This is a genomic window from Photobacterium sp. GB-36 (genome assembly GCF_003026135.1).
Classification (GTDB): Bacteria; Pseudomonadota; Gammaproteobacteria; order Enterobacterales; family Vibrionaceae; genus Photobacterium.
Window position 1 is genome coordinate 246,179 of the sequence record NZ_PYNY01000002.1, and the last position, 24,967, is coordinate 271,145.

Consider the following 24,967-nt stretch of genomic DNA (forward strand, 5'->3'; position numbering starts at 1 on the left):
TTTTTATTCCCAAATTTGCTCAATTGGCGTATCAGGTGTGAAGTGATATGCGATTTGTGCTTGTAATAATTCAGCTGTTGCTAATGCATCTGTTAACGCGTGATGAGGTTGATAAGCGGGTAATCCATATCGAATTCTACATTTCCCTAATCGAACGGAGCCTGGCTTTTTCCCTTTGAATCTCGCCAAAATACCACTGTACTGCTGGGTTTGGATATATAATTCAAGCGCTAAAGTATCAACAACAGGAAATTGGATGCCTTCGTTTAATCGCACTCGTAATGCCTTATCCATAAACTGTCGCTCGATGGCTTTGTAATGCACCACTACGACTTTACCAGCTAAAGAGTCTAATACAGCTTCTAAAATTCGACGTATATCAGGCGCCGTTTGTACATCTGAGTGTGTAATACCATGAATGATGACGGAGTCTTCATCTAGTTTTGCTTTTGGCTTTACTACCCAATGCTGTGACTGTTTGCAAAAAATACGATTGATGTTGAAGGGAACAAGCCCGACACTAATAATGTCATCTTTGTTAGCATTAAGCCCTGTTGTTTCAAAATCTAAAGCAACAAATTCAATGTCCTTTAATGGGGTATCACCACTAAAAATACCATGTTGATAATATTGTTTAATTCTTTGGTCTTTAGCATCATTGGCAAGTTCCGCAAACTTTGTTTGCCAATCCACTATCGGAGTATTACGAATGAAGTGGGTTGATGTTGTTTTTTTGAATATTTCTCTAAACATGCTTCGTTACCCTTATCGTGTTGCTTGATAGCGATATTTCACGAAGTTTTGGGCTTTACTTAAAATTTGGAAAGCATCTTTAAGATTACGGCGTTCAAAATCGGACATATTTTCAGGCTCAATACTATTATCAGGTTCTTGTCCTTCTTCAACATCCAACGCTTGATGGCGAATACGGACTAATGAAATATATTCCATGGCATCGCGAAGATCTTGAGCACGTCCCGGTGGTAAAATTCCACTTTCAATAATATCGTCCAAACGTTCGAGCGAATTTTGTGAACGTGAACCTACCGCAAGGGCATGGACACGAATCAAATCTGCTAATGGCGCTGTACCACGACGTTTTAGATTAATCGAGTTATTATGACGTCCATCTTTTTCCATTACGAAATCTTTAAAGAAGCCTAATGGTGGCGTGCGATTGATTGCGTTGCGTGCAAGGCAAGCTAAAAAGCGAGGGCTGTTACGGGCACGACGAACAATAAAACCATTAAGTTGTTTAGCCCAACGTAATCTGCCCCAAACACCGCCTAAGTCAAAAAAGATAGAGCTATTTAATAACGCTTGAGGTTTTGGATTATCAATCCAATCAGCAAAACATTGTTCCCATTCATGTCGGGTTTTTCGCCATTCTGGATTTGTCGCCATAATGCCGCCAGTACAATAGGCATAACCACATGCAGCAAGGCCATCACAAACAAAAGTCGCAAGTGCTTCAAAGTACGCATTATGTTTATCATGATCGAAGGAATTATCTAAAATAATGGCGTTATCTTGGTCTGTGACGATGAGTTGTTCATCTCGTGCCATAGAGCCTAAGGCCAAGAAACAGTATTGAATAGGTGGTGGACCGAGCTTTTCTTCTGCTAATTCTAATAAACGCTGTTTAAAGCTGCGTCCAATTTCTGCCATTGCGCTGCCAATCATATGCGAGTTAGCGTCTTCATTAACCATGCGCACAAAGCAGTCTTTAACTTGTGCTGATAATTGAATGAGCTCTTCTACAGATTGCTGCTGATAAATACTACTAACGAGAAGTAAGCTATTTTGCGATTCATAGCGAACAATATCAGAAACGCTAATCACACCTATTGGTTGTTTGTTTCTAAGCACAGGCAAATGGTGAATGTTATAACGCAGCATAGTCAGCATCGCTTCAAATACATAGGCATTATGATCGAGTGTAATGGGTTCTGCTGTCATGACTGAAGAAACAGGCTTTGAGGTTGAAATACCTTCGGCTAATACTCGGGTACATAAATCACGATCAGTAATAATTCCCGTGACATAATCGTTTTCATCATCGTCATCGGTAGCATTACTGTCACTGAGTAATAATGCAGAAACGCCTTCTTCAGCCATTGTTTGTGCTGCCGTTTGAATGGTTTCGTTTTGATCAATGATGACGGCATCGCGAGTGATCAAAGTTCTTAGTTTTGATGTCGTCAGATCATTTTCATCATGTTGGCTTGATACGGCATGACGTAAACGAGCCCCATCCTCAACTTCAACGAAATCCGCAAAGCTATCGTATTTATCGCAAAGTTCAATAAATAGAGTATTGGGAATACAGTAGAGTAGAGTATCTTCTAGCGCTTTTGCTGGCATTCGGACTCGGTTGTTCATCAACAAGCCCATTTGGCCGAAAATATCACCTTCATCAAGACGATTGTAGAGCTCGCCCTTACGGCGGTATATTTCAACAGCACCACTTCGAATTAAAAACAGATCATGAATGCTATCGCCAGTATTCAATATCATGGTGTTCGCACGGTAATAAGCGACTTCGACTTCAAGAGCAAGTTGATGAAGTTGCTCTTCTGGCAAAGTATCAAAAGGCGGATACTGTGAGATAAAATTGAGAATTTCTATTTGTTCCGCTTCCATTACATCTTCCGTTATTTAAGGCAAGTATTTAGTTGGCGTTGGGTATTCAATGATCTATTGCTTATTAAAGCTAAGAAAGCGATTAAGTAATAGATAGATGAAAGTTTAACGTATAAATGAGGTTAAAGCATACGGAAGAGGAATTAAACGCTTGTCACGGCTACAAGCGTAAAAGATAGGTCAAATTATTCTGAAAATTGAATTACATCAAGAGATAAGCAATACAGCCGCTACCGATAAGGCGCGCCCCAGAGAAAAAACACGCTTCAATTTTGCTTTCAGTTACCTCATCAATCTCATCATATTTTACTGTTAGAAACGAAACGGCAAAACCTACCGACACTGCAAAAAGAAGAACAGCAAGATCAAATAAAAAGGCTTGAATCCATGTACATTACATACCTTAGTTAAATAACGTAATAATATATAATGATGAGATCTTGCCGACAAAAATAGCATAGATAATCATCCGTATTTAAGTCGTTTCTTTTAAATAATGAGACAAAAGTATCTTCGCAGTAGCTATCTATTTTCATCGAAGAGAGCTGATAAAACGTCATTAATAACGTTAATCATGGAGAACGCATTTATGCCATATAATGAACTGAAAATACTTTAAATCTAGATGATTGTATTATCAATATTCGTCGTATTTGTATTAGGCTTTAATAAACAACATAACGATGAATATGAATGGAAGCATAATCTTAGATATCTGACGATGGGGTATCCGTGTGAGAATTGTTTTCTTTGGTGAAGCGCTTGTTGAAATAAATAACACGACTAAGTATGCAACGTATGGTGGAGATGTACCCAATACAGCCTTGTATTTGTCTCGGCTTGGACAATCTCGAGCTATTTCTGTCAGTTATGCGACTGCCGTAGGGACTGATAAGTTATCACTATCATTATTATCGTGTTGGCAGCAAGAAGGCATTGATACGAGTTTAGTCCGGTATCTTTCGACTAAATTCCCTGATCTTTGTTATATCGAGACAGATAGAGAAGGGCACTGTTACCGCCATTTTTGGAATAAAGATAATGCTGCTCGTTATTACTTTTCAAGGGAGTCATCACCACTTGAAATAGCATTAAGTAACTATAACTATCATGCTATTTATATCAGTGCAGTAAGCTTTGCATTATTAACCGATGAAGCAAAAGCAGCGTTATTGGTGCTGTTAGAAAAATATAAAATAGATGGCGGCAAAGTCTATTTTGATAATCGATATCGGCCTCATATGTGGACACCACAGCAAGCAAGATACTGGATATGTCAGTTATTACCATATATAGACATTGCTTTCATTGAGATAAAAGACGAACAACGAATCTGGGGCACTAGCTTTGGTATTATTGAACGCTATAGTCACTCGAACTGCTGTGAATTAGTAATTAAACAATATAGCGACCACCCGATAAGCGATCTTAAAGCCCTTCATACTCAAATGAAGATATCTGTGATCCAACCAATAGGGCAGACGACGGATTATATTGCAGATAATGCGTTTATTGCAGGATATCTGGCCGGAAGGATTAGCGGTAAAAGCATTCGCCATTCACTTAATCTTGGAAAAGAGCTGACTTTAAAAGTACAGACTCATTCTAAAGCAGTGATCCCTGCTGCAGCAATGCGAGATATGATGTAACGCAATGATGTTTTTACATCTTATGATGACCAAATCACAGGCTGAATCATATAATTTGGTTGTAAAATAATCGCTTAGCATTATTTTTTAAAAAATAGTATTGACTCAAAAGCTACATTACGTAGAATGCACCCCATACCGAAGAGCAACTCACTTATCGGTGTGAACAAAATGGCGCGTTGGCAGAGTGGCTATGCAGCGGATTGCAAATCCGTGGACCTCGGTTCGACTCCGGGACGCGCCTCCATTCTCTTTTGAGAATATTATGCGACACTAGCTCAGCTGGTAGAGCGCAACCTTGCCAAGGTTGAGGTCACGAGTTCGAACCTCGTGTGTCGCTCCAAATTAAAAGATATGGCGAATAAGCGGTATCTATAGATGGTGTCTTACCCATCGCAAGTAATTGCGTGCCCTGGTGGTGGAATTGGTAGACACAAGGGATTTAAAATCCCTCGGCGTTCGCGCTGTGCCGGTTCAAGTCCGGCCCGGGGCACCATCTTTATTTTACCTATTAGGTAAAAAAGAAAAAATAGAATTAAAAGATATAGCGAATAAGCGATATCTACAGATGGTGTCTTACCCATCGCAAGTAATTGCGTGCCCTGGTGGTGGAATTGGTAGACACAAGGGATTTAAAATCCCTCGGCGTTCGCGCTGTGCCGGTTCAAGTCCGGCCCGGGGCACCATCTATAAAGAAAGCTCATCACTAGATGAGCTTTTTTTTCGTCTGTAATGTGAGTACATCAAATAAAAAAGAGCCGAAAGGCTCTTTTTTGTTATTTATCGCTATCAGTGCCGAAACGAATGATGCAACTTTTAGCAAATTCGGTTGCTTCGTTCGCTGTCCAATCACCTTTTGGTTTTTCTTTTAATTGGTTACACCAATCTTCACTGCCCACTTCCGGTGTACATGCAGAAAGTAATGTTACAGCACCTAATAAAATAAATAACTTCTTCATAAACATCCTTTATTACTGATTAATTATCAGCTTCAGCGTTAAATTTCTGCGATTACTCACAATGCCGTAAGAATGGCTGAAAGGTCACGTATTAGCAAATTTTAAAAAGTGTTTTATGTGATAATTATGTAATATTTCAATAACAAAGGAAAAGGCTGGTTTGCTAAATACCAATACTCTGATGCTTCGGAGGGCTAAGATAATTATTGATAGTCCGTGATTTGGCATGATTGTAAGGAGGGCATGATGAAATTAAATTGTGATATGGGCGAAAGTTTTGGTGCTTGGAATATGGGAGATGATGCAGCAGTGATGCCATGGATCAATATGGCGAATATTGCGTGCGGTTTTCATGCATCCGATCCGACAGTGATGGCAAGAACGATTGCTTTAGCTAAAAATCATGATGTGATCATAGGTGCTCACCCTGGCTATAATGATAAAGAAGGGTTTGGACGACGGCCTATTCCCCATACGTTGGATGAAATCAGTCATAGTGTGGCTTACCAAGTCGGGGCGCTAGATGCGTTATGTCGGCTGAATGCTGTATCTATTACGTATGTGAAGCCTCATGGCGCGTTATATAACCAAATGATGCAAGATCCTGAAATTTTCGAAGTCATTGTTTCAACGATCGCAAAACTTAATACTTCCCGTGTTCTTCCTCTTTCTCTTATGGTCCTGTCACGAGCAAATAATGAGGCATATATTCAAATAGCCAGACAAAAAGGTGTTTCTTTACTTTTTGAAGCGTTTGCAGATAGAGCTTACACAGCCGATGGATTATTAGCTCCACGACATGAAGCTGGTGCAGTTCATCACCATCCTGATTTGATAAAAGCGCAAGTATTAAAACTCGCTCAAGGTAAAGTGAAAACCCAGAGTGGGAAATTATTAACATTACAGGTTGATACCATTTGTGTGCATGGTGATAACCCTGAATCAATTGCAACAATTAAAGAGATCGCCCTGTTATTGCAGTCAGCAAATGATAATAAATAGGACGTTATTATGCTTATTAGTCGGTTAACTGAATCAGCCATGATGGTGGAATTTGGGCAGAAAATTACCGCTGAAACAACAGCCATGATTGCTGATTACGTGACGTTTATTAAAACACAATATAGTCGTGAATTAATCGATGTTACTCCCTCGTATACTAAAGTGATGTTACATTTTCGGCTGGACTGTAATTGTTATTCTTTATTGGTTGCGGCAAGTGAGCAATGGTTTGCTGATCATCGACTAAGTTATAAAGGCTCTCGCCATTTAACATCAAAACTGCATCAATTACCTGTTTATTATCATTCAGATGTTGCGCCAGATTTAGCTACTGTCGCCGCTCATAGCCAGTTAACAGAGCAACAAGTCATTACTCGACATAGTGATAAAATCTATCAGGTAGGTGCAATAGGTTTTACTGCTGGGTTTGCTTTTTTATCTTCGGTGGATGCTGAAATCGCAATGCCTAGACTGTCGTCACCTCGGCTTCAAATACCAGCAGGAAGCGTCGGTATTGCCGATAACCAAACCGCAATATATCCCGATCAAAGTCCAGGAGGTTGGCATATTATTGGTAATTGTCCGCAATCCTTATTTTTAGCTGATCAGTACCCGTTATCTATTTTTTCAATTGGCGATCAGGTGCAATTTTTTGCGATCACCAAACAAGAATTTTTAGATCTAGGAGGGCAGTTATGGAAGCGTTAGAGATCATTGAATCAGGGATGCTAATGCAGTTGCAAGATCTCGGTCGATATGGTGTGGCAGAGCATGGATTAAGCCAAGGTGGCGCAATGGATCTTCATGCTTTCTGCTGGGGGAATTTATTGTTAAATAATGATCCTAATGCAGCTCAAATAGAGATCACATTAGGGCAAGTCAGTTTTAACGTTCTTACCGATTGTACTATCGCTCTCACTGGTGCTGATATGCAAGCCAAGATTGATGGGAAAAAGGTTATGCCCTGGCAAACAGTACGCTTATTGCGTGGGCAAGTATTGCAGTTAGGCTATGCACGTCAGGGGTTAAGAGCATATTTAGCCATTGACGGTGGATTTTGTGTTAAAGAAAGTCTAGGTAGTGTATCGACAGTCGCTAGGAATCATCTGGGCGGTTTTGATGGTACGGGGCAGTCACTAAAAGAGGGGCAACGACTTTCTAAATATGGTGGAAATAACGTTTATCATTTTCAAGCAGTACCCGCACGCTATATACCCCATTATGCCGAAAAGTTAACGGTATCTATTATTGAATCATATCAAGCAGAATGGTTTTCTTCACAGCAAAAGCAGCAGTTTTATCAGTCAGAATATCAAGTGAGTCAACATAGTGATCGCATGGGCTATCGGCTTGTAGGGGAAAAGATCCTCCCCAATAAGACGACATTGATCTCTCAACCTATAGCAAAGGGAGCGGTTCAATTTCCTGCATCAGGAGAGCCCATTATTTTACTCAATGATCGACAAACGTTGGGGGGATATCCTATTTTAGGTTGCATTACTCAGCGCGATCTTAATTTGGTTAGTCAATTAAAACCGGGAGATTCAATCCGATTTTCACCATTAAGCCCAGAGCTATTTGAACTTGAGTTACAGAAATGGTTTACTTTCTGTCGATTCTTTAATGTTTTCAATTGTGGTAACGAAAAGAAAGAAAGGTGATTGGATGTATATTTTCGGCTATGGAAGCCTGATCAATAAATACTCGCGAAACCGTACAGGTAATACTGGTAAATCTTATCCTGCATTAGTGCATGGTTTACAGCGTTCATGGGGTAATGTTGATGGCAGTTATCCTATCGCACCTTTAGTCGTAAAGCCGGGACAAGGTGTCTGTAATGGCGTGTTAATTGAAGTTGATGAAAAAGGTTTGAGAGACTTTGACCAAAGAGAACATGGTTATCAACGTATTCAAATTACTGCACAACAAATTGAATTGTTAGAAAATACGAAGCTCACATTATCAGAACCAGTTTGGGTGTATATCAATAATAGTGCTTTACCACCTTGTCAGCAGTTTCCTATTACACAAACCTATGTTGATACGGTTTTAGCGGGATGTTTATCTATTTCACATCAATTTGCAGAGATGTTTATCGCAACGACGACAGGCTGGCAATACCCTTATCAAAATGATCGTCATTCGCCTAAATACGGCAACTTAGCTGGCGTTTATGATGCTGATAGAAAGCAGATTGATATACTCATTGAAAATACGATTTCAGGTAATTAACGATCTGCTTATCGTTATCATTTAAGCGAGATCTACGGTGGCAAAACCGAATAAAAAAGGGCCGACAAAAACAGTTGATATCTTTTGTGCTAAATGTAAAACGCTCTTATTTAAATATCGAAAAGGTGGAAAAGGGGCGTTAGTAAAATGTTTTAAAGAAAGAATTGTAAAAGATTTTACGATTGAATCTGCAACATGCCCTGAATGTGGTGTGGTATTCGCACGAGATGCATTAGTAAGAGGTACACCTGCATTTAAAATCATTGGTGGCAAAGTGACGATGAAATAAATAAGAAGCCGAGTTATAAGTCAACTCGGCTTCTTGCTACCAATGAGGATTACTTTTTGAATAACTGCTTTGGTGGGCAATCAATCTTTTTACTCATAAGTACCGCTTCTAAATCGACAATTTTACGGTGATAAGTTGCCTTTACGAGTTGATAATCAAGTGATGGCGCAAACCATAATGAAAGTTGGCGATCGCTTTTTCTCGTTTGATTAACCCTAATGGTATTTAGAGTACCAAAATTAGTATCGATTGTTTCATTACCCACGACTGCAAAGTAGTAGTGGCTAGTTTCGTCACTATTTTGCATGATGAAATCAAAGTTCTTTTTACCTTCAATTAAATCAAGACGCATTTGGCTACCAATTGTGTCTCCATCAAGAATAGGCGCGAAAGCATTGGTATATTTCTGCGTTTTTCCATCATCAGTCACTGTAGAGTTATGGCCATCGTTACTAAACGTTACACTGACATTTCCTGCCATTAGTCCAGTGATCGTTCGTTGAAATTTATCCGTGATAAAGCGTTGAGCAGCATCTGACCAATGTAATTGAGTATGAGAGTGCATTTTTGATTTAGTGATTAAAACATCAACCTCACTGTTGGTATAAATATCAGCGTTATCACCTTTCCAAACAATGTGACGTTGATAATGACCAATTTTCTGACCTTTAAAAAAGATATTGTAATTTAATGTCTTTTTACATTGATGAAATTGGTTCGGAAAAGAATAGGTGGCATGACTTACTTTTTGTAGTGCTGTTGAAGGATTACTTGTCGGTGCTGCAATGGCTGTTACACTCAATAAAGATAAAACCGACGTAGTAAATAAAGACAATAAACGCACAGGTACTCCTAAACATTTAGATATAACGAACATTAGCGTTTTATAGTTTAACAGGTTTGGTAACAAGATGATCAAGTAGCATGTGTTTTATGCACCAAGCCACTTCGATTATATAGATCATTCTGCAAATGTCTTTTTCAGCGTAATAATTAATAATAGGACTGAAATGAAATAAAAAATTAATCTATTATTAACTCCTTTTAAATCATGTGGTTATGATTTTGATTGTAAACGGTCGTAAAGATCATCTTTTAATTAAAAAATAACGTGTTGTTATTTAAGAAATTTTATTTCGAGGTCTATACCTGTCTGTTGTGACACTAGTAATACAGTTATTTGACGTTTAGTGTTAGCGCGCCTATTTTTTATACGTTTATGTCTAAAGAAAGAGGAGTGTGTGATGAAAAAAATGAACTCGTCATATCGATTACAAATTATCAAAGAAGTTGCAACTCGGCATCAAATGAAATCGACAGGTGATCCTATGGCGATGCACATATCACAGCTACTAGAAAGTCATAATAATGAACACCCCATAAAGCCAATAACAACATTTGATGATAGTCATTATGATGACAATGCGGGCGGTTGGGTAAGCAATTTATGGGGTAACGAAAAATAAAACAGGATAATTATAATCACGGGAAGTGATGGATGAAGTACGATGATGTTCGTAGCTTTTTTGATACATTGAGATCATCGATGAAGAATGCTTTTTTCTTAGCCTGTAACTGGAACAAATTTTGTGTCTGATGTACATTGCGGTGTCATTATATATTTAGGCTAATTGATGAATTACACCGAACTCGATAATTACACGCGTAAGTGGATTTTTACCCATGCTTCGATGCCTGTTCCTACGACAGATCTTGAGCAAATAAAACCGTTAACCCAAGCGCGTTCTTCGCAATTGTGGCAGGAACATATTAGTAAACAGAGTCCGGATTCTGATCACTTTGAGCACGGTGATTGGGCGGCAGATACAAAAAACTGGTCAGAGCCTGAAGATTGGCAAGATGCTTGGGATAACGATGATGATGCATCATTGCCAGCTGCTATTTTGACAGCTTTGCAATGGGAAGATAATACAACGATTTATTTTTGCTACGAAAAGTACAATATTGTAGAAACTAAATGGGGTGTATTTAAACGTAACTGGAAAAACTTTTTGTTTTTTGATGATGGTCCAATTCTATTGGGTCGCAAACAAAAACAAGCGCTGTGGTTTCAATCCAATGGTACTTATCAGTTAGCATTACGCCCATAATTTTCTAACGCCCTGTAATATTTATTTCTTTTTAAATTACAGGGCGTTGTTATTTATGTTTTTTCTTCAATGGGCTGTAATTGTTTTATGATCTGTTGAATATTTTTTAATGCGATGTGTAAATTGTTGCTTGAAGAATGAACCGAGCCTTCTTTTGTTATTAAAGGTTGGTTTAATGGCTCGCCTAACGCAATAAAAAAACGTGCACTGTGGTTTGTGGTTGTGACGGTAATGGGTAATTGCGAGTGAGCAAAAATTCCCATTTGATTCGGATGTAGTTGATTATTTGCGATATAGGCGTGCCCTGAGCGTAAATAAATAAAACCTGCAACATGGGTCTCTGGTGGTGTAAACGTCCAACTACCGTATGACGTGACAATAATATCAAGATAGATAATATTGCAGTTATGTTTTATTGGGCTTTCAACACCATTGTAGTGACCAATGAGTACTTTTGTTGTCGCGTGTGTGCCTTCAACGAGAGGTAGTTTTTTACTGGCAATATGAGTACTTGATGGCGCAGTCATTTCTCCTTCTTTCTCTGAAGGCGAAGCGGTCCACATTTGAAACGCTTCTGCGATCCCATTGTGTGGTTTCATCAGTGATTTATGTGCCATACCATAACCACAGGTGGTGAGGTGAATATCACCCGTTTGAATGTGATTTTTACCGTTAATACTGTCATCGTTTTGGATTGATCCGATAACGGGATAGCTGACAGCATCGATACCTGAGTGGCCATGAAAACCTAGTTCATTATGTGCTCGGTTAGTAGATAAATAATGATCCCAAAGGATAAAGGGGTTGGTATCAGGAAGATGCGGGGTATCGATATAGGTGACGATGGCACCGTGTTTTATGCCGTGCCGAATTACTGCAATTTTTCTAGTCATTGCTATTGTTACCTGTTTTCGTAAGGCTAGAAAACAAGCCTATGTATCATGCCATTACAAATTAATATTCAACTCTTCTTTAGCCTAGTTGCTTACTCGCCGATCTGCCGCATTATTAGCAACAAAAATTTGGTTACTGGTAAAATGAAAGTTGAATATTAAACGTTTAACATTTATTTGTATTACAATAATCAACATTAAATAGATACTCAATATTGACGAAATAATAGGAAACACGAATGACTTTTTCTTTTGGTGGCTTGTTTAAACAGCAAGCATTTATTAATGGCCAATGGAGTGACGCCTTTTCTGGTAAAACGGTAAATATTACTAATCCGGCGACAAATGAAGTTATTGGTCATGTTCCACTTATGGGTGTAGAAGAAACCAATATTGCGATTGATGCGGCAGATAAAGCGTATCGATTGTGGTCAAAAACAACAGCGAAACACCGTTCGATGATCTTACGTCAGTGGTATGAGTTAATTGTTTCACACCGTGATGAATTAGCTCATATTCTTACTGCCGAACAAGGTAAGCCACTGGCTGAAGCGAAAGGTGAAATTGCCTATGCGGCGAGTTTTGTTGAATGGTATGCCGAAGAAGCTAAGCGTCTAAACGGTGAGATCATTCCAAGCCATAAAGAAGACGCACGTATTTTAGTTTCTCGCCAGCCTGTTGGTGTGGTTGCTGCCATAACACCCTGGAACTTTCCTGCAGCAATGATCACACGTAAATGTGGTCCAGCTTTTGCTGCGGGTTGCTCCGTGGTATTAAAACCAGCCCCTGATACCCCTTATACTGCATTCGCCTTTGCAGAGCTCGCGCATCGGGCGGGCATTCCTGCTGGGTTGTTTAATGTTATTACGGGAGATGCCGTTAAAATTGGCGCAGAGCTTATGAGCAATAAGCGAGTTCGCAAAGTTTCATTCACAGGCTCAACGGCAATAGGTAAGCTTTTGATGGCACAATCAGCCGCTACTGTTAAGAAAGTGTCTTTAGAGTTAGGGGGGAACGCGCCATTTATTGTGTTTGATGATGCTGACTTATCTCGCGCGATTGATGGGGTAATGGTTTCTAAGTTTCGTAATGCAGGGCAGACATGTGTGTGCACTAACCGTATTTATGTTCATAGTGATGTGTATCTGCAATTTGTAGAAAAGCTAGCTGAAAAAGTGTCAGCACTAACGGTTGGCAATGGTGTTGATAATGGCGTAACTATTGGCCCGTTGATAAACCGAGCTGCGGTTGAGAAAGTCGAAAAACACATTAACGACGCCATAATGAAAGGGGCAAACTTAGTTATAGGTACACGAGAGCCTTCAACAAGCTGCTTTGTTCAGCCTACGGTGCTAAGTAATGTAACCGATAATATGTTAGTGGCGAGTGAAGAAACCTTTGGTCCGTTAGCTGCTGTGTTTAAGTTTACGGATGAGCAAGATGTTATTGCACGCGCTAATAATACCGATTCTGGGCTTGCAGCTTACGTTTATACTCAATCATTATCACGCGCTTTTCGTGTTAGTGAAGCGCTGGAATATGGCATGGTCGGAGTTAATGAAGGGGTAATTTCTACTGAACTCGCGCCATTTGGTGGGGTAAAAGAATCAGGTATTGGCCGAGAAGGTGCGCATCAAGGTTTAGAAGAATATACTGAGATGAAATACACCTTAATGGGTGGCTTATAGCATTTTGTTATTCTTTTAGCGTTATGTCTAGCGAGCTGAGTTACACTGCGTTTCTCAGCTTTCTTCTTTCTATTCTTCTTGGATACTATTTTCCATGGTACGTATTAGTACGACGCCTTCATTGTCTGCAATAAAGCCTTACAGGATTATTTTCACTTTATTTCTTATTCTCTTTTTTTCGTTCCCAGCTCAGGCTGTTCCATTGGTTGGCTCAGCATGTTTGATCCGTCACGGTAATAAAGTTGTCGTTATAAAAGAAGAAATATCAGGGAAATTGGCTTTACCTGGTGGTCGAATTGATCCTATGAATAGCCCTGAGCAGGCTGCTGTACGTGAAGTCTATGAAGAAACTGGCATTCATGTTGACGCGGTGAAGTTGCTAAAATTACGGGGTAACACAACGTTATTTGCGTGTGTAGCGAAGCAGCCCATTCCAACAACAGTGATCTCGCCTTATACCCAACCGTTAACAACGACAGAAAATGATGATTTGTTAATTAGTACTTGGCAAGCGAAGCATTTTACCAAAGAGGTGAAGTGTGCATATTTACTGTCAGCTGAAAACATTACGCCAAAGGATTATCGCTATCCTAATGATGTTCCACTGATCCAACACTTATTATCACAAGTACCCAATAGTGAAATTACGACCAATGCTGCAGATTACCAAGCGGTGAGTAGGTTACATCAATGGGAGCTGACACAGATTCAGTCATTTCAACAAGAAATCAAATCGCTGCCTGATAGTTACCAATCACTTTTTCAACGAGTGCTATCTGTGTTTAACTTACCCGGTGAAAAGCTGTTTATTGGCTTGTTATTGCTCGTTGTTACCGTCGGTTTTGGTGTCACAGCAATGTTGTATTTATCAAGCGTACTTGTGACTGTCACTTTTATTGCTTCGGTAATGAAATTAGCGCTAGCATCACCTCGTCCATTTTATATTTGGCCAGAGTTACAACAAACAGCAGCCAGTGGCTTTGGTTTGCCGAGCGGCCATACATTAATGGCAACGGTACTATGGGGATTGCTTTGGTACAATTTTCCGTTGTTGATTCATCGCTATCGACCCCACTTGACTTCAAACCTAACGACGTTTCGCTTTAAGACACTGCCGCTGTTGATTATTGCGATTAGTTTACAAGCTATCGCAAGGGTTTGGCTCGGTGTGCATTTTATCTCAGATACCGTACTTGGCTTGAGTGTTGGGATAATGCTTTTAGCTTTGTTTATTTGGTGGCAACGTTCAGGCTCAGCCTATCTGCATGTGCGTAATTGGCGGTTTTGGGCGCTACTTAGCGTGATAATTGCTGTGGGTGTGAGCTATTTTCAAGTCCCTCAGCAAGTGTATTTATTAGCCTGTACGCTTGCAATGAGTGCCGCTGTCTTTATTGATAGAGGTCGATCACGACAGACAATTACTTATACTCAAAAATTGAAATTAGCAGTGATGCTACTTGGTTCTGTATTGGCGATTGGATTTTTGAGCTCATTATGGGTAGAGATCGTAATAAGTACAGTCGCTATATTATTGATAAAAACATTAGCTATTGTCGTCATGGTTATGGCGTGCGTATTGATGACTGCGCATAGCTATCGTTTGAAATAAGCACCTTCAAGGCGGAAGCGGAAGTGACAAGCAAGGATTGTTTGTTTTGTTCTATCGCGTTGTAAGGTAAAGTAAAGTGATAATAATATCTACAATTGATGTGCCGATGATCGAATTTATAACGATCAGGCTATAAATATTAAATGAGAGAAGGCCAGTAGTCGTAGGACACGACTCCGCTATAAGTGATAGCGTACACTGGAGAAGGAGCACAATGTTACCAGCATTAACCCATCAGCACAGTATCGAGCAACTGGTGCTTTCATTCCTTGACGATTTATCCGCGGCCGGTTTTCGAGGCGAGATAGAGAAAACCTATGCGAGTCGACTCGCTGTTGCAACAGATAATAGCGTTTATCAAGTTATTCCTCAGGCGGTTATCTTACCTAAAGATATCGATGATCTGGTGTTAATTGGTCAAATTGGTCAACAGAAAAACTATCAAAAAATCACCTTTTCTCCTCGTGGGGGCGGTACGGGAACCAATGGCCAATCATTAACGCCTGGTGTGGTTGTCGATATTTCACGCCATATGAATAAGGTACTGGAAGTTAATCCTGAACAAGGTTGGGTTCGAGTACAAACAGGTGTCGTAAAAGATCAACTTAACGATGCGTTACGTCCTCACGGTTATTTTTTCTCTCCTGATTTATCGACCAGTAACCGCGCTACCGTGGGCGGTATGATTAACACTGATGCCTCGGGTCAAGGGTCGTTAAAATACGGAAAAACGTCTGATCATGTATTGTCGTTAACGGCAGTCCTTGTTGATGGTTCAGTATTAAAAACCGAAGCGTTAGATGAAACGCAAATAGAGTCGATATCAGGTGATGATCTCGCTGCAAAAGTGGTTAAAACCTCTGCACAAATATGTCGTGAAAAACGCCAACAAATTATCGATAAGTTTCCCCCTCTTAACCGCTTTTTAACGGGTTATGATTTAAAAAATGTTTATGACGATGAACTAACACAATTTGATATTGGTCGTTTGTTGTGTGGGGCGGAAGGTTCGCTTGCGTTTATTGCAGAAGCGAAACTGAATATTACGCCGATCCCGAAATCACGAACGCTTGTAAATATTAAATACGATAGTTTTGATTCAGCGCTACGCAATGCGCCAATGATGGTTGAAGCTAAAGCGTTATCGGTAGAAACCATCGATTCCAAAGTATTGAATCTCGCAAAACAAGACATTGTTTGGAACACTGTTAGTGATTTATTAACCGATGTCCCTGGCAAAGAAATGCTTGGGATTAATATGGTTGAGTATGCAAGCAACGATATTGCCGAGAACCAACAACAAGTAAAAGCACTATGCGAACGACTTGATGCCATGATAACGGCAAATGAAGCAGGCATTATTGGCTATCAAGTTTGTGAAGAGTTGGCGAGCATCCAAAAAATTTACACCATGCGTAAAAAAGCCGTGGGTTTATTGGGGGCGGCAAAAGGGAGTCAAAAACCTATCGCATTTGCTGAAGATACCTGTGTACCTCCTGAAAACTTAGCTGATTTTATTGCTGAATTCCGTCAGTTGCTTGATGATAAACAATTAAATTATGGCATGTTTGGTCACGTTGATGCGGGGGTTTTACACGTTCGTCCGGCACTTGATATGTGCGATCCAGAGCAAGAGCGCTTGATGAAAGAAGTCTCTGATCAAGTTGTTGAGCTGGTGGCAAAATATGGCGGATTGATGTGGGGCGAGCACGGTAAAGGCTTCCGCTCTGAATATGGTCCGGCTTTCTTTGGTGATGAGCTATTCACAGAATTACGTCGAATAAAATCAGCGTTTGATCCCCACAATCGTTTAAACCCAGGAAAAATTTGTACGCCATTAGAGAGCGATGATCAATTAGTGAAGGTTGATGATCGAAAGCGAGGTTTTTTTGATCGTCAGATCCCTATAACAACGCGAGATAGCTTTAAACAAGCGATGGAATGTAATGGTAATGGCTTGTGTTTTAACTATGACACCAGCTCACCTATGTGCCCATCGATGAAGATCACCGCAGATCGTCGCCATTCACCGAAAGGGCGAGCAGGACTGGTTCGTGAATGGCTACGTCAATTAGCAGAGCAGGGCGTTAATGCAGACGAGTTAGAACATAAGTTATTGACCACGACACCAACGATTAAACAGATCATCGATCGTCTCAAAAATACCTATGGCGAACGTCGTAAGCAATATGATTACTCTCATGAAGTGATGGAAGCGATGAATGGCTGTTTGGCATGTAAAGCTTGTGCAAGCCAATGTCCAATCAAAGTGGATGTTCCAAGCTTCCGCTCTCGCTTTATGAATATCTATTACAGTCGCTATCAACGACCAGCGAAAGATTATTTAGTCGCGTATGTTGAAAACTATTTACCGTTAATGGCTAAAGCGCCAGGGGTGATGAATGCCTTAACACGTCCGGAGTGGTCGAAAAAACTCACTGAAAAAGCGATTGGGTATGTTGATATGCCGTTATTGTCCTTGCCGACATTAACCGAGAAACTTGATGGACACCATGCGCTGCGTTTTGATCTGCAATGGTTACAAGCGCTGTCAGAGCAAGAGCGTCAGAATTATGTGCTGATTGTTCAAGATCCGTTTACCAGCTTCTATGATGCTGAAGTGGTAAAAGATTTCATTATTTTGGCTGAAAAACTGGGTAAAAAGCCAATTTTGGTGCCATTTAAACCAAATGGTAAAGCGCAGCATGTAAAAGGTTTCTTGCGTCAGTTTGCGAAAACCGCTCGTAACACGGCTGATTTCTTGAATCAATTAGCCGTGCTCAATATTCCAATGGTGGGTGTCGATCCAGCGCTTGTACTTTGTTACCGCGATGAATACGCTGAAGTATTAAAAGAAACCCGTGGTAACTTTGAAGTGTTAACCGCACATGAGTGGTTATTACCCTTATTGCCAGAGTTAAAGCAATATAAAGCAACAGAAGAACAACCTTGGTATTTATTTGCTCATTGTACTGAAAAAACCAAGATGCCTAATGCTGAAAAGCAATGGGAGACGATATTTAGTCACTTTGGTATAGCGCTTCAATCTGTTGCGGTGGGTTGTTGTGGTATGGCTGGTACATTTGGTCATGAAAAAGATAAGTTAGAGACCTCTAAAGGGGTGTATAACCTAAGCTGGAAACCCAATATCGATAAATTAGATCCTTCACGTTGTCTGGCTACGGGATACTCTTGTCGAAGCCAAGTGAAGCGCTTTGAGCACATTAAATTTCAGCACCCTGTACAAGTGTTATTAAAAACGGTGCAAGAAGCTTAATTATTGATAAAGCGAAGACACTAAAAAAGCGAGCTGATGCTCGCTTTTTTAGTGTCTGATGTAATAATGATATTAGTCGTTATTTGGTGCTAACCAACGGTATACCCAACCAGCTAGAACCGCACCGATAAGAGGCGCAACCCAAAACATCCAAAGTTGAGATGTTGCCCAGTCGCCAACGAACAAAGCAGGACCTGTACTACGTGCAGGATTAACCGATGTGTTTGTTACAGGAATACTGACTAGGTGAATAAGTGTTAGCGCAAGACCAATAACTAAACCTGACATTTGTGGTGATGCTAGCTTGTGGGTCGCACCTAAAATCACAAACAGGAACATAAATGTCATCACTACTTCAGTAACGAAAGAAGATAATAATGAGTAGTGACCAGGTGAATGCTCGCCATAACCGTTTGATGCGAAACCGCCAGCGAGATTGAAACCAGCGTGGCCACTTGCGATAACGTAAAGGACAGCAGCACCAGCGATAGCACCAAGTACTTGAGAAATAATATAAGGGATAACTTCACCTGCAGGGAAGCGATTACCCGCCCATAGGCCAACAGTTACTGCTGGGTTTAAATGGCAGCCAGAAATATGACCTATCGCGTATGCCATAGTTACAACAGTCAAACCGAATGCTAATGCTACACCGAGAAAACCGATGCCTAAGTCAGGATAAGCAGCAGCCAAAACCGCACTACCACAACCACCAAGCACTAACCAGAATGTACCGATAAACTCGGCAACCAACTTTCTCATCATATTTCTGTTCCAGATATTATAAAAACGACGCACATAATGGATTAAAAACACCGTTCTATCTAGCGGTGTCCATTTAATTTAAAGATAAATTATCATTATTTATCTGAATTCACAGAAGTGAATGACTAACTATAAGTGTAATTAAGTGTAGTGATTGATTTGTGATTAAACATTACAAATCAATGAGTTAGTTGCTAGTTGTAGCATTGATTACTATGCGGTATTTTTTTAAGTGGCTGTGTTTTATTCTGATTAAATAAGTTACGACTATCAGCAATTAATTCACAATGGGTCTCTGTCCAGTGTCGTCATTTAATTACACCATCATGAGTTTCAGTTAAAAGGGGGGAATTTTCGCCTCAGTCACCGCAATGGGCATACATAATACCGTCACAATATTGAAGATCTGGCTGGTGGATATGGCCGCATATAATTCTATCAACCGGATTGTTTATTGCGTGACTAATCGCAGCTTGACGAAAACGAGCAATAGCTTGGTGCGCTTTATCGATCCTTTACTTTAAATATGTAGCTAAGGACCAATAAGGTTTATTTAATTGACAGCGACTATGGTGTAGCCAGCGATTGAGAAAAAGCATGAAGTCATAGCCTTTATCTCCTAAATAATTATGAAAGCGATGAATGGTGATCAAATCATCAAATTCATCACCGTGTAACGCCAGTCTTTTGTTTCCAGTCGCTGTGGTATGAGTGTATTGGCGTTCGAGTTGTATATGACCAAAATCGTAGTGAAGAAAGTCACGGATTTTTTCATCGTGATTGGCTGGAATGTAGATGATCTTACAATCGTGGTGTGCTTTATCGAGTAATAGGTTTAGTAATGCATGGTCAATAAGAGCGATTTCTTTGAGGCCATAAATCAATAATATCACCCACTAAAATAATGGTTTCAGCTTGGTTATGTTTAAAAAGTTGAGGAGGTAATCAATTTTACAATCACGGTTACCTAAATAGAGATCAGATAGCCATAAGGTGCGATAGCTATTGATATTCATGATTCCTCAACACTCTGTTTAGGATGAATTTTAACGCTATCGCGGTTTTATGACTTTTAAGTGGCTATTTAATTAATTTCTAATCACTTTCATCAAACAAGTAAGCTTCTATTTGCTCTGAAAGCCATTTAATGACAGGTGTTCGGCGCGATTCGGTTTCTACAACCTCACCATAAGCTTGCCAGTTCATTGCTCGGTTATACTTGATGACTTTAAGTGTGCCGTCGCGCAAGTAATGATTAATTAGAATCGCAGGTAAATAAGACCAACCGGTTTGATCTAGCACCGCATCACGAAGGTGTTCGTAAAATGATAATGCAATGTATTTACCAGCCTTCGGCGTAACAATTTTCAGGTTTTCTTCGTCGATGTATGCTACGGCAATTTCAGTGAAACGCTCAAGATCGGCTGCTGTCACTTTACGTAATTGACTAAGCGGATGATCTTTATGGGCAACGGACATCATGCGAATTTGACCTAAATCGATCTGATTGACGCGTGACAGCTGATGGGTATCTGGTAATAATCCATAGGCGACATCAACAAGATTTTGGGTCACCATTTCTTCTAGTTCTTGTGGCGGAGCACTATAAATAGAGACACTGGTTTGGGGAAATTGTTTACGAATATCACGCAGTAGTTTACGCCACACAGCTTCTGGTAATGAATCATCACGTGCGATACGAATGCTGGATTCAACACCGGCTAAATGCTGATCACAGCGGGTTTCAATATCACGGGCAATGAGTAGCATTCTTTCGAAATCATTAGCAATTGCATCACCGATACTGGTGGGAATTATTTGGTTTCCTGTTCGATTTAAAAGCGCAATACCGAGTTCATCTTCCAGCGCACTTAAAGCGGCACTGACTGTAGTGCGGCTTTTTCCTAATTTTCGTGCGGCTTCTGCAATAGACCCTGTCTTAATTGCATACAAATACATCTCAATCTGATTGGTTCTCATGCAGAATTTTGCCCGTTAAATATACAAACCTATATGCTCATATTAGCGACGAATAACTTGTCGCTCAGAGATTATATTATTAATCTAAGTCACAGTATTATGTACCTAGGATAATTCAACAACAAAAAACGACGAATAATTTGTCGATTGAGGTATATATGTCTAGCAAGATACAACAAGAGCGTGGATTGCTATTGTTGTCAACAATATCATCATTTTCATTTGCAGTAATAGGGATTGTTTTAGGGTCTATTGTTGGCTCGTTAGTAATTGTGTTTGATGGTGCCTATTCACTCGTCAGCTTAGCGTTAACCATGTTATCACTGGGTGCTGCGCATTATATTCATAAGCCTGAAGTGGATAAGACAACCCCTCAATTTGCGATGATTGAGCCTGCTGTTATTGCGATTAAAGGTTCTGTTATTGCCATTATGTGTTTATGGTCTTTTTATTCAGCCGTTGAAGCAATTTTAGCGGGTGGTCGTGATATTAATGCGGGCGTTGCACTTGCATTTGGTATGGTAAGTGTTACTGGCTGTTATGCGACTTACCGTTATATTAAGTTGAAGAGCGAGAATATTGAATCAGCGTTAGCCGATGCTGAAGCAAAACAGTGGATTATGGACACGGTGATCAGTGTTGCTGTACTTGCTGGTTTCTTTATCGCTAAATTATTAATGATGACGCAGTATGCTGGATATGCAGTCTATGCCGATCCAACAATGGTTGTATTAGCGTCGATTTATTTCATTATTGTTCCTGTAAAAATGGTATGGCTTTCAGTACACGAACTACTAGAAATTCATGGTCAGCCAATGGCACATGTAATGAGTAAATAAAGAGAGTAAACGAGATAAGGCCAGCTTTATTGTTTGATAGAGCTGGCCTTATTTATTATGCTATACAACGACTAACGTCCCAGTAAAAGGGTATCTTCAATTTCGCGGTAATGTGTAGCGGTATTGATAAGTGATGTTGCTGTTAAGCCCGGTACGCCATACACTTCAACCTTGGTATTATATTTGGTCTGTACTTTATCAACTAACAAATCAAAGTCACCATCGCCTGAAAGTAAAATAATACGATCAGCATCTTGTGCATGTTCGATAACATCTAGTGTAATACCCACATCCCAATCTCCCTTAGCAGAGCCATCACTGCGTTGGATAAATGGTTTTAGTTTTACTTCAAAGCCAATCGCTCGCAGAATATTTTGAAATTGTCTTTGCTTTTCATCTCCTTTATGGATGGCATAAGCGTAAGCTGCGATGATTTCTCTATCTTGTGAAACTTCCGCCCAAAAAGCATTGTAGTCGAAGTTAGCACGATACTTTTCTTTGACGGTGTAGTAGATGTTTTGTACATCAACAAATATTGCCACTTTTTCCACGAGAATTCCAAATTGGTTGAATTTAAAAGCTATGTTGAAGAAATGACGAGGATAATTCAACTGTTATTGAACAATGTGTTGTTATTGTTGGTTTTTTATTCAAAGAAACATAACGAGTCGTTACAAGCAACAAATCGCGATGGAATATGGAGTAAAATTGGAAAACTATGGTCTTAATAAAAAGGCAATCACTCGCCGAGATAATTTTAAGAGATAAAGTGATGAACAAGATATTGATCGGCACACTGTTATTAAGTTCAAGCTCAGTATTGGCACAGAGTTGCCCTGTAGATGTGCCACATCCAATTCACATTGATAAGGGGAATATTTCTGTTTATGAGCAAGGTAAGCCTAAGTTACTGATTGATAAAAATAATGAAGTTTATATTAATGGTGAAAAAATTGATTTAACGGCAATGCAGCAAAAAGCAGTCGAGGCCTATAGCCACAATGTTCAGACTTACCTACCGCAGATGGCACAACTAGCACAAGAAGGTGTTGGGATGGCAACGGATGTATTGGGTGAAGTAGCCAATAGTTTTGATTCACAAGATGCTTTTAAAAACGTTGAAACGTTAATTGCTCAGTTTGGTCAGCAGGCTAATGAGAAATTTTATAATCAGCAGGGTGAGTTTGTTATGCCTGCTGATGTGTTTTCTAATATGGATACTAATTGGAAAACCGAGTTTGAATCGGCAATGAAACAAGTCAGTGTTCAATCAATAGCGAGTTTATTTGCGGCGCTTTCTGATGAAATGAAAAACGGTGATGTAGATTTTACGCAGCTTCAATCAAAATTTTCCGAATTAAAAGCACGCTTAGGCGAACAAATGGCCCAACGTAGTCAGCAAATGAAAGTAAAAGCAGATAGTTTATGTGGTTCTATTGAAGGTCTGGCTGAGCAAGAAAAACAACTTCAACAGGTGATACCGCAATTGAAAGGCATTCCAATGTTTGAGATTTAATTCTTTTTATTATTTACTTAAATAGCGCAGTTCTGCGCTATTTTTGTTTGTATGTTTTTTGTCCTAAAGATGAACTATGTGTTAAGCTAAAAAGAGAAAATAAGTAATAATATCGTGTATTTAAAGGAAGATTTTTACATCATTAAATAACGCACTTTGACCAATAGGGGATAAATATGTTGAAGATTGCTGTGATAATTGGTCTGTTACTGTTTGCTTATTGGGTTATGCGCTATATGTCGCCTACGAACCAAAGAAAGGTTGTTGTTGGTCTTTTTTCCATATTAGGTAGCGCTGCAATTATCTTTATGGGGTTCGAGCTGTTCCGCTAGAGCAGCATGACGCTTATTTATTTAAATATGAAAACACTAAGCGTCATGATAGATCCAATCATTACAAAATATCAGTTAGAGCAATACCCACACCAATACGTTGCTGCTTGTGGTTATAATCAATCAGATTTTCACCGTAGCCTGTTGAGTATTTAGTATAGCCGCGCAGTTTACCCCAGAGCGGGAAAGTTAAACCAACTTCACCATAGCCTTTATGAGAGGCAAAGTTTTCACGTCCAACAAAGCTGAATTCATAGTCATCCCATTTGTAAACCACACCGACTTGGTAATGCCCCATGTAATGTTCGATATCAGGGTTGTCATCACCAGATGGAGAGGTGGGTTCTTTTTTCTTATCTTCAGGAATACGCCACCATGGTCTAAATGAGAAGGCAAAATTTCCCTTTTCAAAGATGAAGTCGGTATATACACGGTTCCAACTACGAGATAACCCTTGAGTTCGACCATTTGATTGATGTTCGATACCTATTGTTGCCCATGTATTACCACCAAGAGGTTTCCATGGTGTAGGCGCTAAGTAAAACATTTCAGGGCGATAGTTGGTTTCTCTAAATGGGCGTGAAATGTCACTAGCATATACCTGCCAGTAAGAATTTAATGTGAAAGCAAGAAATACGCCATCGCCATCAATGAGTAAATCATCGTAGTTTAATGGTGTTTTAAAACTTATCTGGAATTCAGCTTCAGCATTCTTTAAGTGATTATCCCATTCTGTACCGTTATAAGCATCACGATTAATACTGTCAGTGAGGGTAACAGGAAGGAAGTAGTTCATACGGTGAGGTGTAATAACAAACGGATCAAACGTAGTCTCACGTTCACGTTGTAAACGCTGTGAGATCATAGGCTCGTTACTGATTTTTTTAGCCTCAGCTATTAATTTTTCACAACGACTACGGATTTGGCTAAGTTTTAAATAACCGCTTTGATTTTTTACAGCATCCAATAAGCATGCCTCATAGTCGTCATTAGGTGCCGCTGTCACAACACAAGGGGCTGTAAACATCGCTAATAAACAGAAATTATATACTGGTTTCACAAGTAATTGACGTCCCTAATTATAAGTGCAGGCAAGTTACATAACAGTTAAGCAAGCTGATTTTAACAGTTTGTTTTGTATCAATTACTATCTATTATACATACCAAATGTCAATATTTGGTT

Annotated in this window: 24 protein-coding genes and 4 tRNA genes; 18 read left to right on the forward strand and 10 right to left on the reverse strand. The window is 39.7% G+C overall.

What is annotated here, in order from left to right:
• Window positions 1–3: 3 nt before the first annotated feature.
• Together C9J46_RS02740 and C9J46_RS02745 are read right to left on the reverse strand one after the other, a co-directional pair.
• Window positions 4–753 carry a 3'-5' exonuclease gene (locus C9J46_RS02740; RefSeq protein ID WP_107245975.1) on the reverse strand — a complete coding sequence of 250 codons (750 nt, stop codon included), beginning with the start codon at window positions 751–753 and terminating at the stop codon, window positions 4–6.
• A 12-nt stretch (window positions 754–765) separates the two neighbouring features.
• Window positions 766–2,643 carry a DUF294 nucleotidyltransferase-like domain-containing protein gene (locus C9J46_RS02745; RefSeq protein ID WP_107290531.1) on the reverse strand — a complete coding sequence of 626 codons (1,878 nt, stop codon included), beginning with the start codon at window positions 2,641–2,643 and terminating at the stop codon, window positions 766–768.
• A 734-nt stretch (window positions 2,644–3,377) separates the two neighbouring features.
• On the opposite strand from C9J46_RS02745, the gene C9J46_RS02755 reads away from it, so the two are divergent.
• The 5 genes from C9J46_RS02755 to C9J46_RS02775 all read left to right on the forward strand — a co-directional run bounded on the left by C9J46_RS02755 (window position 3,378) and on the right by C9J46_RS02775 (window position 4,978).
• Window positions 3,378–4,292, forward strand: a complete 915-nt coding sequence (locus C9J46_RS02755; protein ID WP_107245976.1) for a PfkB family carbohydrate kinase — start codon at window positions 3,378–3,380, stop codon at window positions 4,290–4,292.
• Window positions 4,293–4,465: 173 nt separating this feature from the next.
• Window positions 4,466–4,539 (forward strand) — tRNA-Cys (locus tag C9J46_RS02760).
• Between the two features lie 20 nt (window positions 4,540–4,559).
• Window positions 4,560–4,635, forward strand: a tRNA-Gly gene (locus C9J46_RS02765).
• A 66-nt stretch (window positions 4,636–4,701) separates the two neighbouring features.
• Window positions 4,702–4,788: transfer RNA gene (locus tag C9J46_RS02770), tRNA-Leu, on the forward strand.
• 103 nt (window positions 4,789–4,891) lie between these two features.
• A tRNA-Leu gene (locus tag C9J46_RS02775) sits at window positions 4,892–4,978 on the forward strand.
• Between the two features lie 90 nt (window positions 4,979–5,068).
• Here the strand turns inward: C9J46_RS02775 and C9J46_RS02780 are convergent.
• Window positions 5,069–5,251, reverse strand: a complete 183-nt coding sequence (locus tag C9J46_RS02780; RefSeq protein WP_005368573.1) for a DUF3012 domain-containing protein — start codon at window positions 5,249–5,251, stop codon at window positions 5,069–5,071.
• A 246-nt stretch (window positions 5,252–5,497) separates the two neighbouring features.
• Here C9J46_RS02780 and C9J46_RS02785 point away from each other — a divergent pair, with 246 nt between their 5' ends.
• From C9J46_RS02785 to C9J46_RS02805, 5 genes are read left to right on the forward strand one after another with little or no spacing between them, the layout of a single operon-like run.
• A complete protein-coding gene (locus tag C9J46_RS02785) occupies window positions 5,498–6,253 on the forward strand; it encodes a 5-oxoprolinase subunit PxpA (protein WP_107290533.1) in 756 nt (251 codons plus the stop codon).
• 9 nt (window positions 6,254–6,262) lie between these two features.
• Window positions 6,263–6,961 carry a 5-oxoprolinase subunit PxpB gene (gene pxpB, locus C9J46_RS02790; RefSeq protein WP_107290534.1) on the forward strand — a complete coding sequence of 233 codons (699 nt, stop codon included), beginning with the start codon at window positions 6,263–6,265 and terminating at the stop codon, window positions 6,959–6,961.
• Window positions 6,949–7,914, forward strand: coding sequence for a biotin-dependent carboxyltransferase family protein (locus tag C9J46_RS02795; protein ID WP_107287119.1), 966 nt, complete (start codon window positions 6,949–6,951; stop codon window positions 7,912–7,914). Before pxpB ends, C9J46_RS02795 begins: the two co-directional genes overlap by 13 nt.
• Before the next feature lie 4 nt (window positions 7,915–7,918).
• Window positions 7,919–8,485: a gamma-glutamylcyclotransferase family protein gene (locus tag C9J46_RS02800; RefSeq protein WP_107287118.1), complete on the forward strand. Its 567-nt coding sequence runs from the start codon at window positions 7,919–7,921 to the stop codon at window positions 8,483–8,485.
• A 37-nt stretch (window positions 8,486–8,522) separates the two neighbouring features.
• The gene (locus C9J46_RS02805) at window positions 8,523–8,774 is read left to right on the forward strand and encodes a hypothetical protein (protein WP_107206271.1); all 252 of its coding nucleotides are present in this window, start codon (window positions 8,523–8,525) and stop codon (window positions 8,772–8,774) included.
• A gap of 49 nt (window positions 8,775–8,823) precedes the next feature.
• Here the strand turns inward: C9J46_RS02805 and C9J46_RS02810 are convergent, their stop codons facing one another.
• Window positions 8,824–9,618: a DUF3108 domain-containing protein gene (locus C9J46_RS02810; RefSeq protein ID WP_107206272.1), complete on the reverse strand. Its 795-nt coding sequence runs from the start codon at window positions 9,616–9,618 to the stop codon at window positions 8,824–8,826.
• A 400-nt stretch (window positions 9,619–10,018) separates the two neighbouring features.
• Here C9J46_RS02810 and C9J46_RS02815 point away from each other — a divergent pair, with 400 nt between their 5' ends.
• Window positions 10,019–10,240 (forward strand): hypothetical protein, encoded by a 222-nt coding sequence (locus tag C9J46_RS02815; RefSeq protein ID WP_107206273.1) that lies wholly within the window; start codon window positions 10,019–10,021, stop codon window positions 10,238–10,240.
• Window positions 10,241–10,408: 168 nt separating this feature from the next.
• The gene (locus C9J46_RS02820; RefSeq protein WP_107206274.1) at window positions 10,409–10,885 is read left to right on the forward strand and encodes a DUF2947 domain-containing protein; all 477 of its coding nucleotides are present in this window, start codon (window positions 10,409–10,411) and stop codon (window positions 10,883–10,885) included.
• Between the two features lie 53 nt (window positions 10,886–10,938).
• On the opposite strand, the gene C9J46_RS02825 is transcribed toward C9J46_RS02820, so the two are convergent.
• Window positions 10,939–11,778 (reverse strand): pirin family protein, encoded by an 840-nt coding sequence (locus C9J46_RS02825; RefSeq protein WP_107245984.1) that lies wholly within the window; start codon window positions 11,776–11,778, stop codon window positions 10,939–10,941.
• A gap of 239 nt (window positions 11,779–12,017) precedes the next feature.
• Between C9J46_RS02825 and C9J46_RS02830 the strand changes: the two genes are divergently transcribed.
• The 3 genes from C9J46_RS02830 to C9J46_RS02840 all read left to right on the forward strand — a co-directional run bounded on the left by C9J46_RS02830 (window position 12,018) and on the right by C9J46_RS02840 (window position 18,352).
• Window positions 12,018–13,466, forward strand: coding sequence for an NAD-dependent succinate-semialdehyde dehydrogenase (locus tag C9J46_RS02830; RefSeq protein WP_107245986.1), 1,449 nt, complete (start codon window positions 12,018–12,020; stop codon window positions 13,464–13,466).
• A 94-nt stretch (window positions 13,467–13,560) separates the two neighbouring features.
• A complete protein-coding gene (locus C9J46_RS02835) occupies window positions 13,561–15,075 on the forward strand; it encodes a phosphatase PAP2 family protein (RefSeq protein ID WP_107290535.1) in 1,515 nt (504 codons plus the stop codon).
• 214 nt (window positions 15,076–15,289) lie between these two features.
• Window positions 15,290–18,352 carry an FAD-binding and (Fe-S)-binding domain-containing protein gene (locus C9J46_RS02840; RefSeq protein WP_107206278.1) on the forward strand — a complete coding sequence of 1,021 codons (3,063 nt, stop codon included), beginning with the start codon at window positions 15,290–15,292 and terminating at the stop codon, window positions 18,350–18,352.
• Between the two features lie 72 nt (window positions 18,353–18,424).
• Here the strand turns inward: C9J46_RS02840 and aqpZ are convergent, their stop codons facing one another.
• From aqpZ to C9J46_RS02855, 3 genes are all read right to left on the reverse strand, one after another.
• The gene (gene aqpZ, locus C9J46_RS02845; protein WP_199188050.1) at window positions 18,425–19,114 is read right to left on the reverse strand and encodes an aquaporin Z; all 690 of its coding nucleotides are present in this window, start codon (window positions 19,112–19,114) and stop codon (window positions 18,425–18,427) included.
• Between the two features lie 518 nt (window positions 19,115–19,632).
• Window positions 19,633–20,001, reverse strand: coding sequence for a hypothetical protein (locus C9J46_RS21735; protein WP_233217618.1), 369 nt, complete (start codon window positions 19,999–20,001; stop codon window positions 19,633–19,635).
• A 211-nt stretch (window positions 20,002–20,212) separates the two neighbouring features.
• Window positions 20,213–21,097 (reverse strand): LysR family transcriptional regulator, encoded by an 885-nt coding sequence (locus C9J46_RS02855; protein ID WP_107206280.1) that lies wholly within the window; start codon window positions 21,095–21,097, stop codon window positions 20,213–20,215.
• Between the two features lie 158 nt (window positions 21,098–21,255).
• On the opposite strand from C9J46_RS02855, the gene C9J46_RS02860 reads away from it, so the two are divergent.
• Window positions 21,256–21,936: a cation transporter gene (locus C9J46_RS02860; RefSeq protein WP_107206281.1), complete on the forward strand. Its 681-nt coding sequence runs from the start codon at window positions 21,256–21,258 to the stop codon at window positions 21,934–21,936.
• 71 nt (window positions 21,937–22,007) lie between these two features.
• Here the strand turns inward: C9J46_RS02860 and C9J46_RS02865 are convergent, their stop codons facing one another.
• A complete protein-coding gene (locus C9J46_RS02865; RefSeq protein ID WP_005368538.1) occupies window positions 22,008–22,487 on the reverse strand; it encodes an NYN domain-containing protein in 480 nt (159 codons plus the stop codon).
• 221 nt (window positions 22,488–22,708) lie between these two features.
• Here C9J46_RS02865 and C9J46_RS02870 point away from each other — a divergent pair, with 221 nt between their 5' ends.
• Together C9J46_RS02870 and C9J46_RS21615 are read left to right on the forward strand one after the other, a co-directional pair.
• Window positions 22,709–23,452 carry a YggN family protein gene (locus C9J46_RS02870; RefSeq protein ID WP_233217620.1) on the forward strand — a complete coding sequence of 248 codons (744 nt, stop codon included), beginning with the start codon at window positions 22,709–22,711 and terminating at the stop codon, window positions 23,450–23,452.
• A gap of 176 nt (window positions 23,453–23,628) precedes the next feature.
• Window positions 23,629–23,784, forward strand: a complete 156-nt coding sequence (locus C9J46_RS21615) for a hypothetical protein (protein WP_198038405.1) — start codon at window positions 23,629–23,631, stop codon at window positions 23,782–23,784.
• Between the two features lie 61 nt (window positions 23,785–23,845).
• Here the strand turns inward: C9J46_RS21615 and C9J46_RS02875 are convergent, their stop codons facing one another.
• Window positions 23,846–24,811 carry a phospholipase A gene (locus C9J46_RS02875; RefSeq protein ID WP_107290562.1) on the reverse strand — a complete coding sequence of 322 codons (966 nt, stop codon included), beginning with the start codon at window positions 24,809–24,811 and terminating at the stop codon, window positions 23,846–23,848.
• Between the last annotated feature and the right edge of the window lie 156 nt (window positions 24,812–24,967).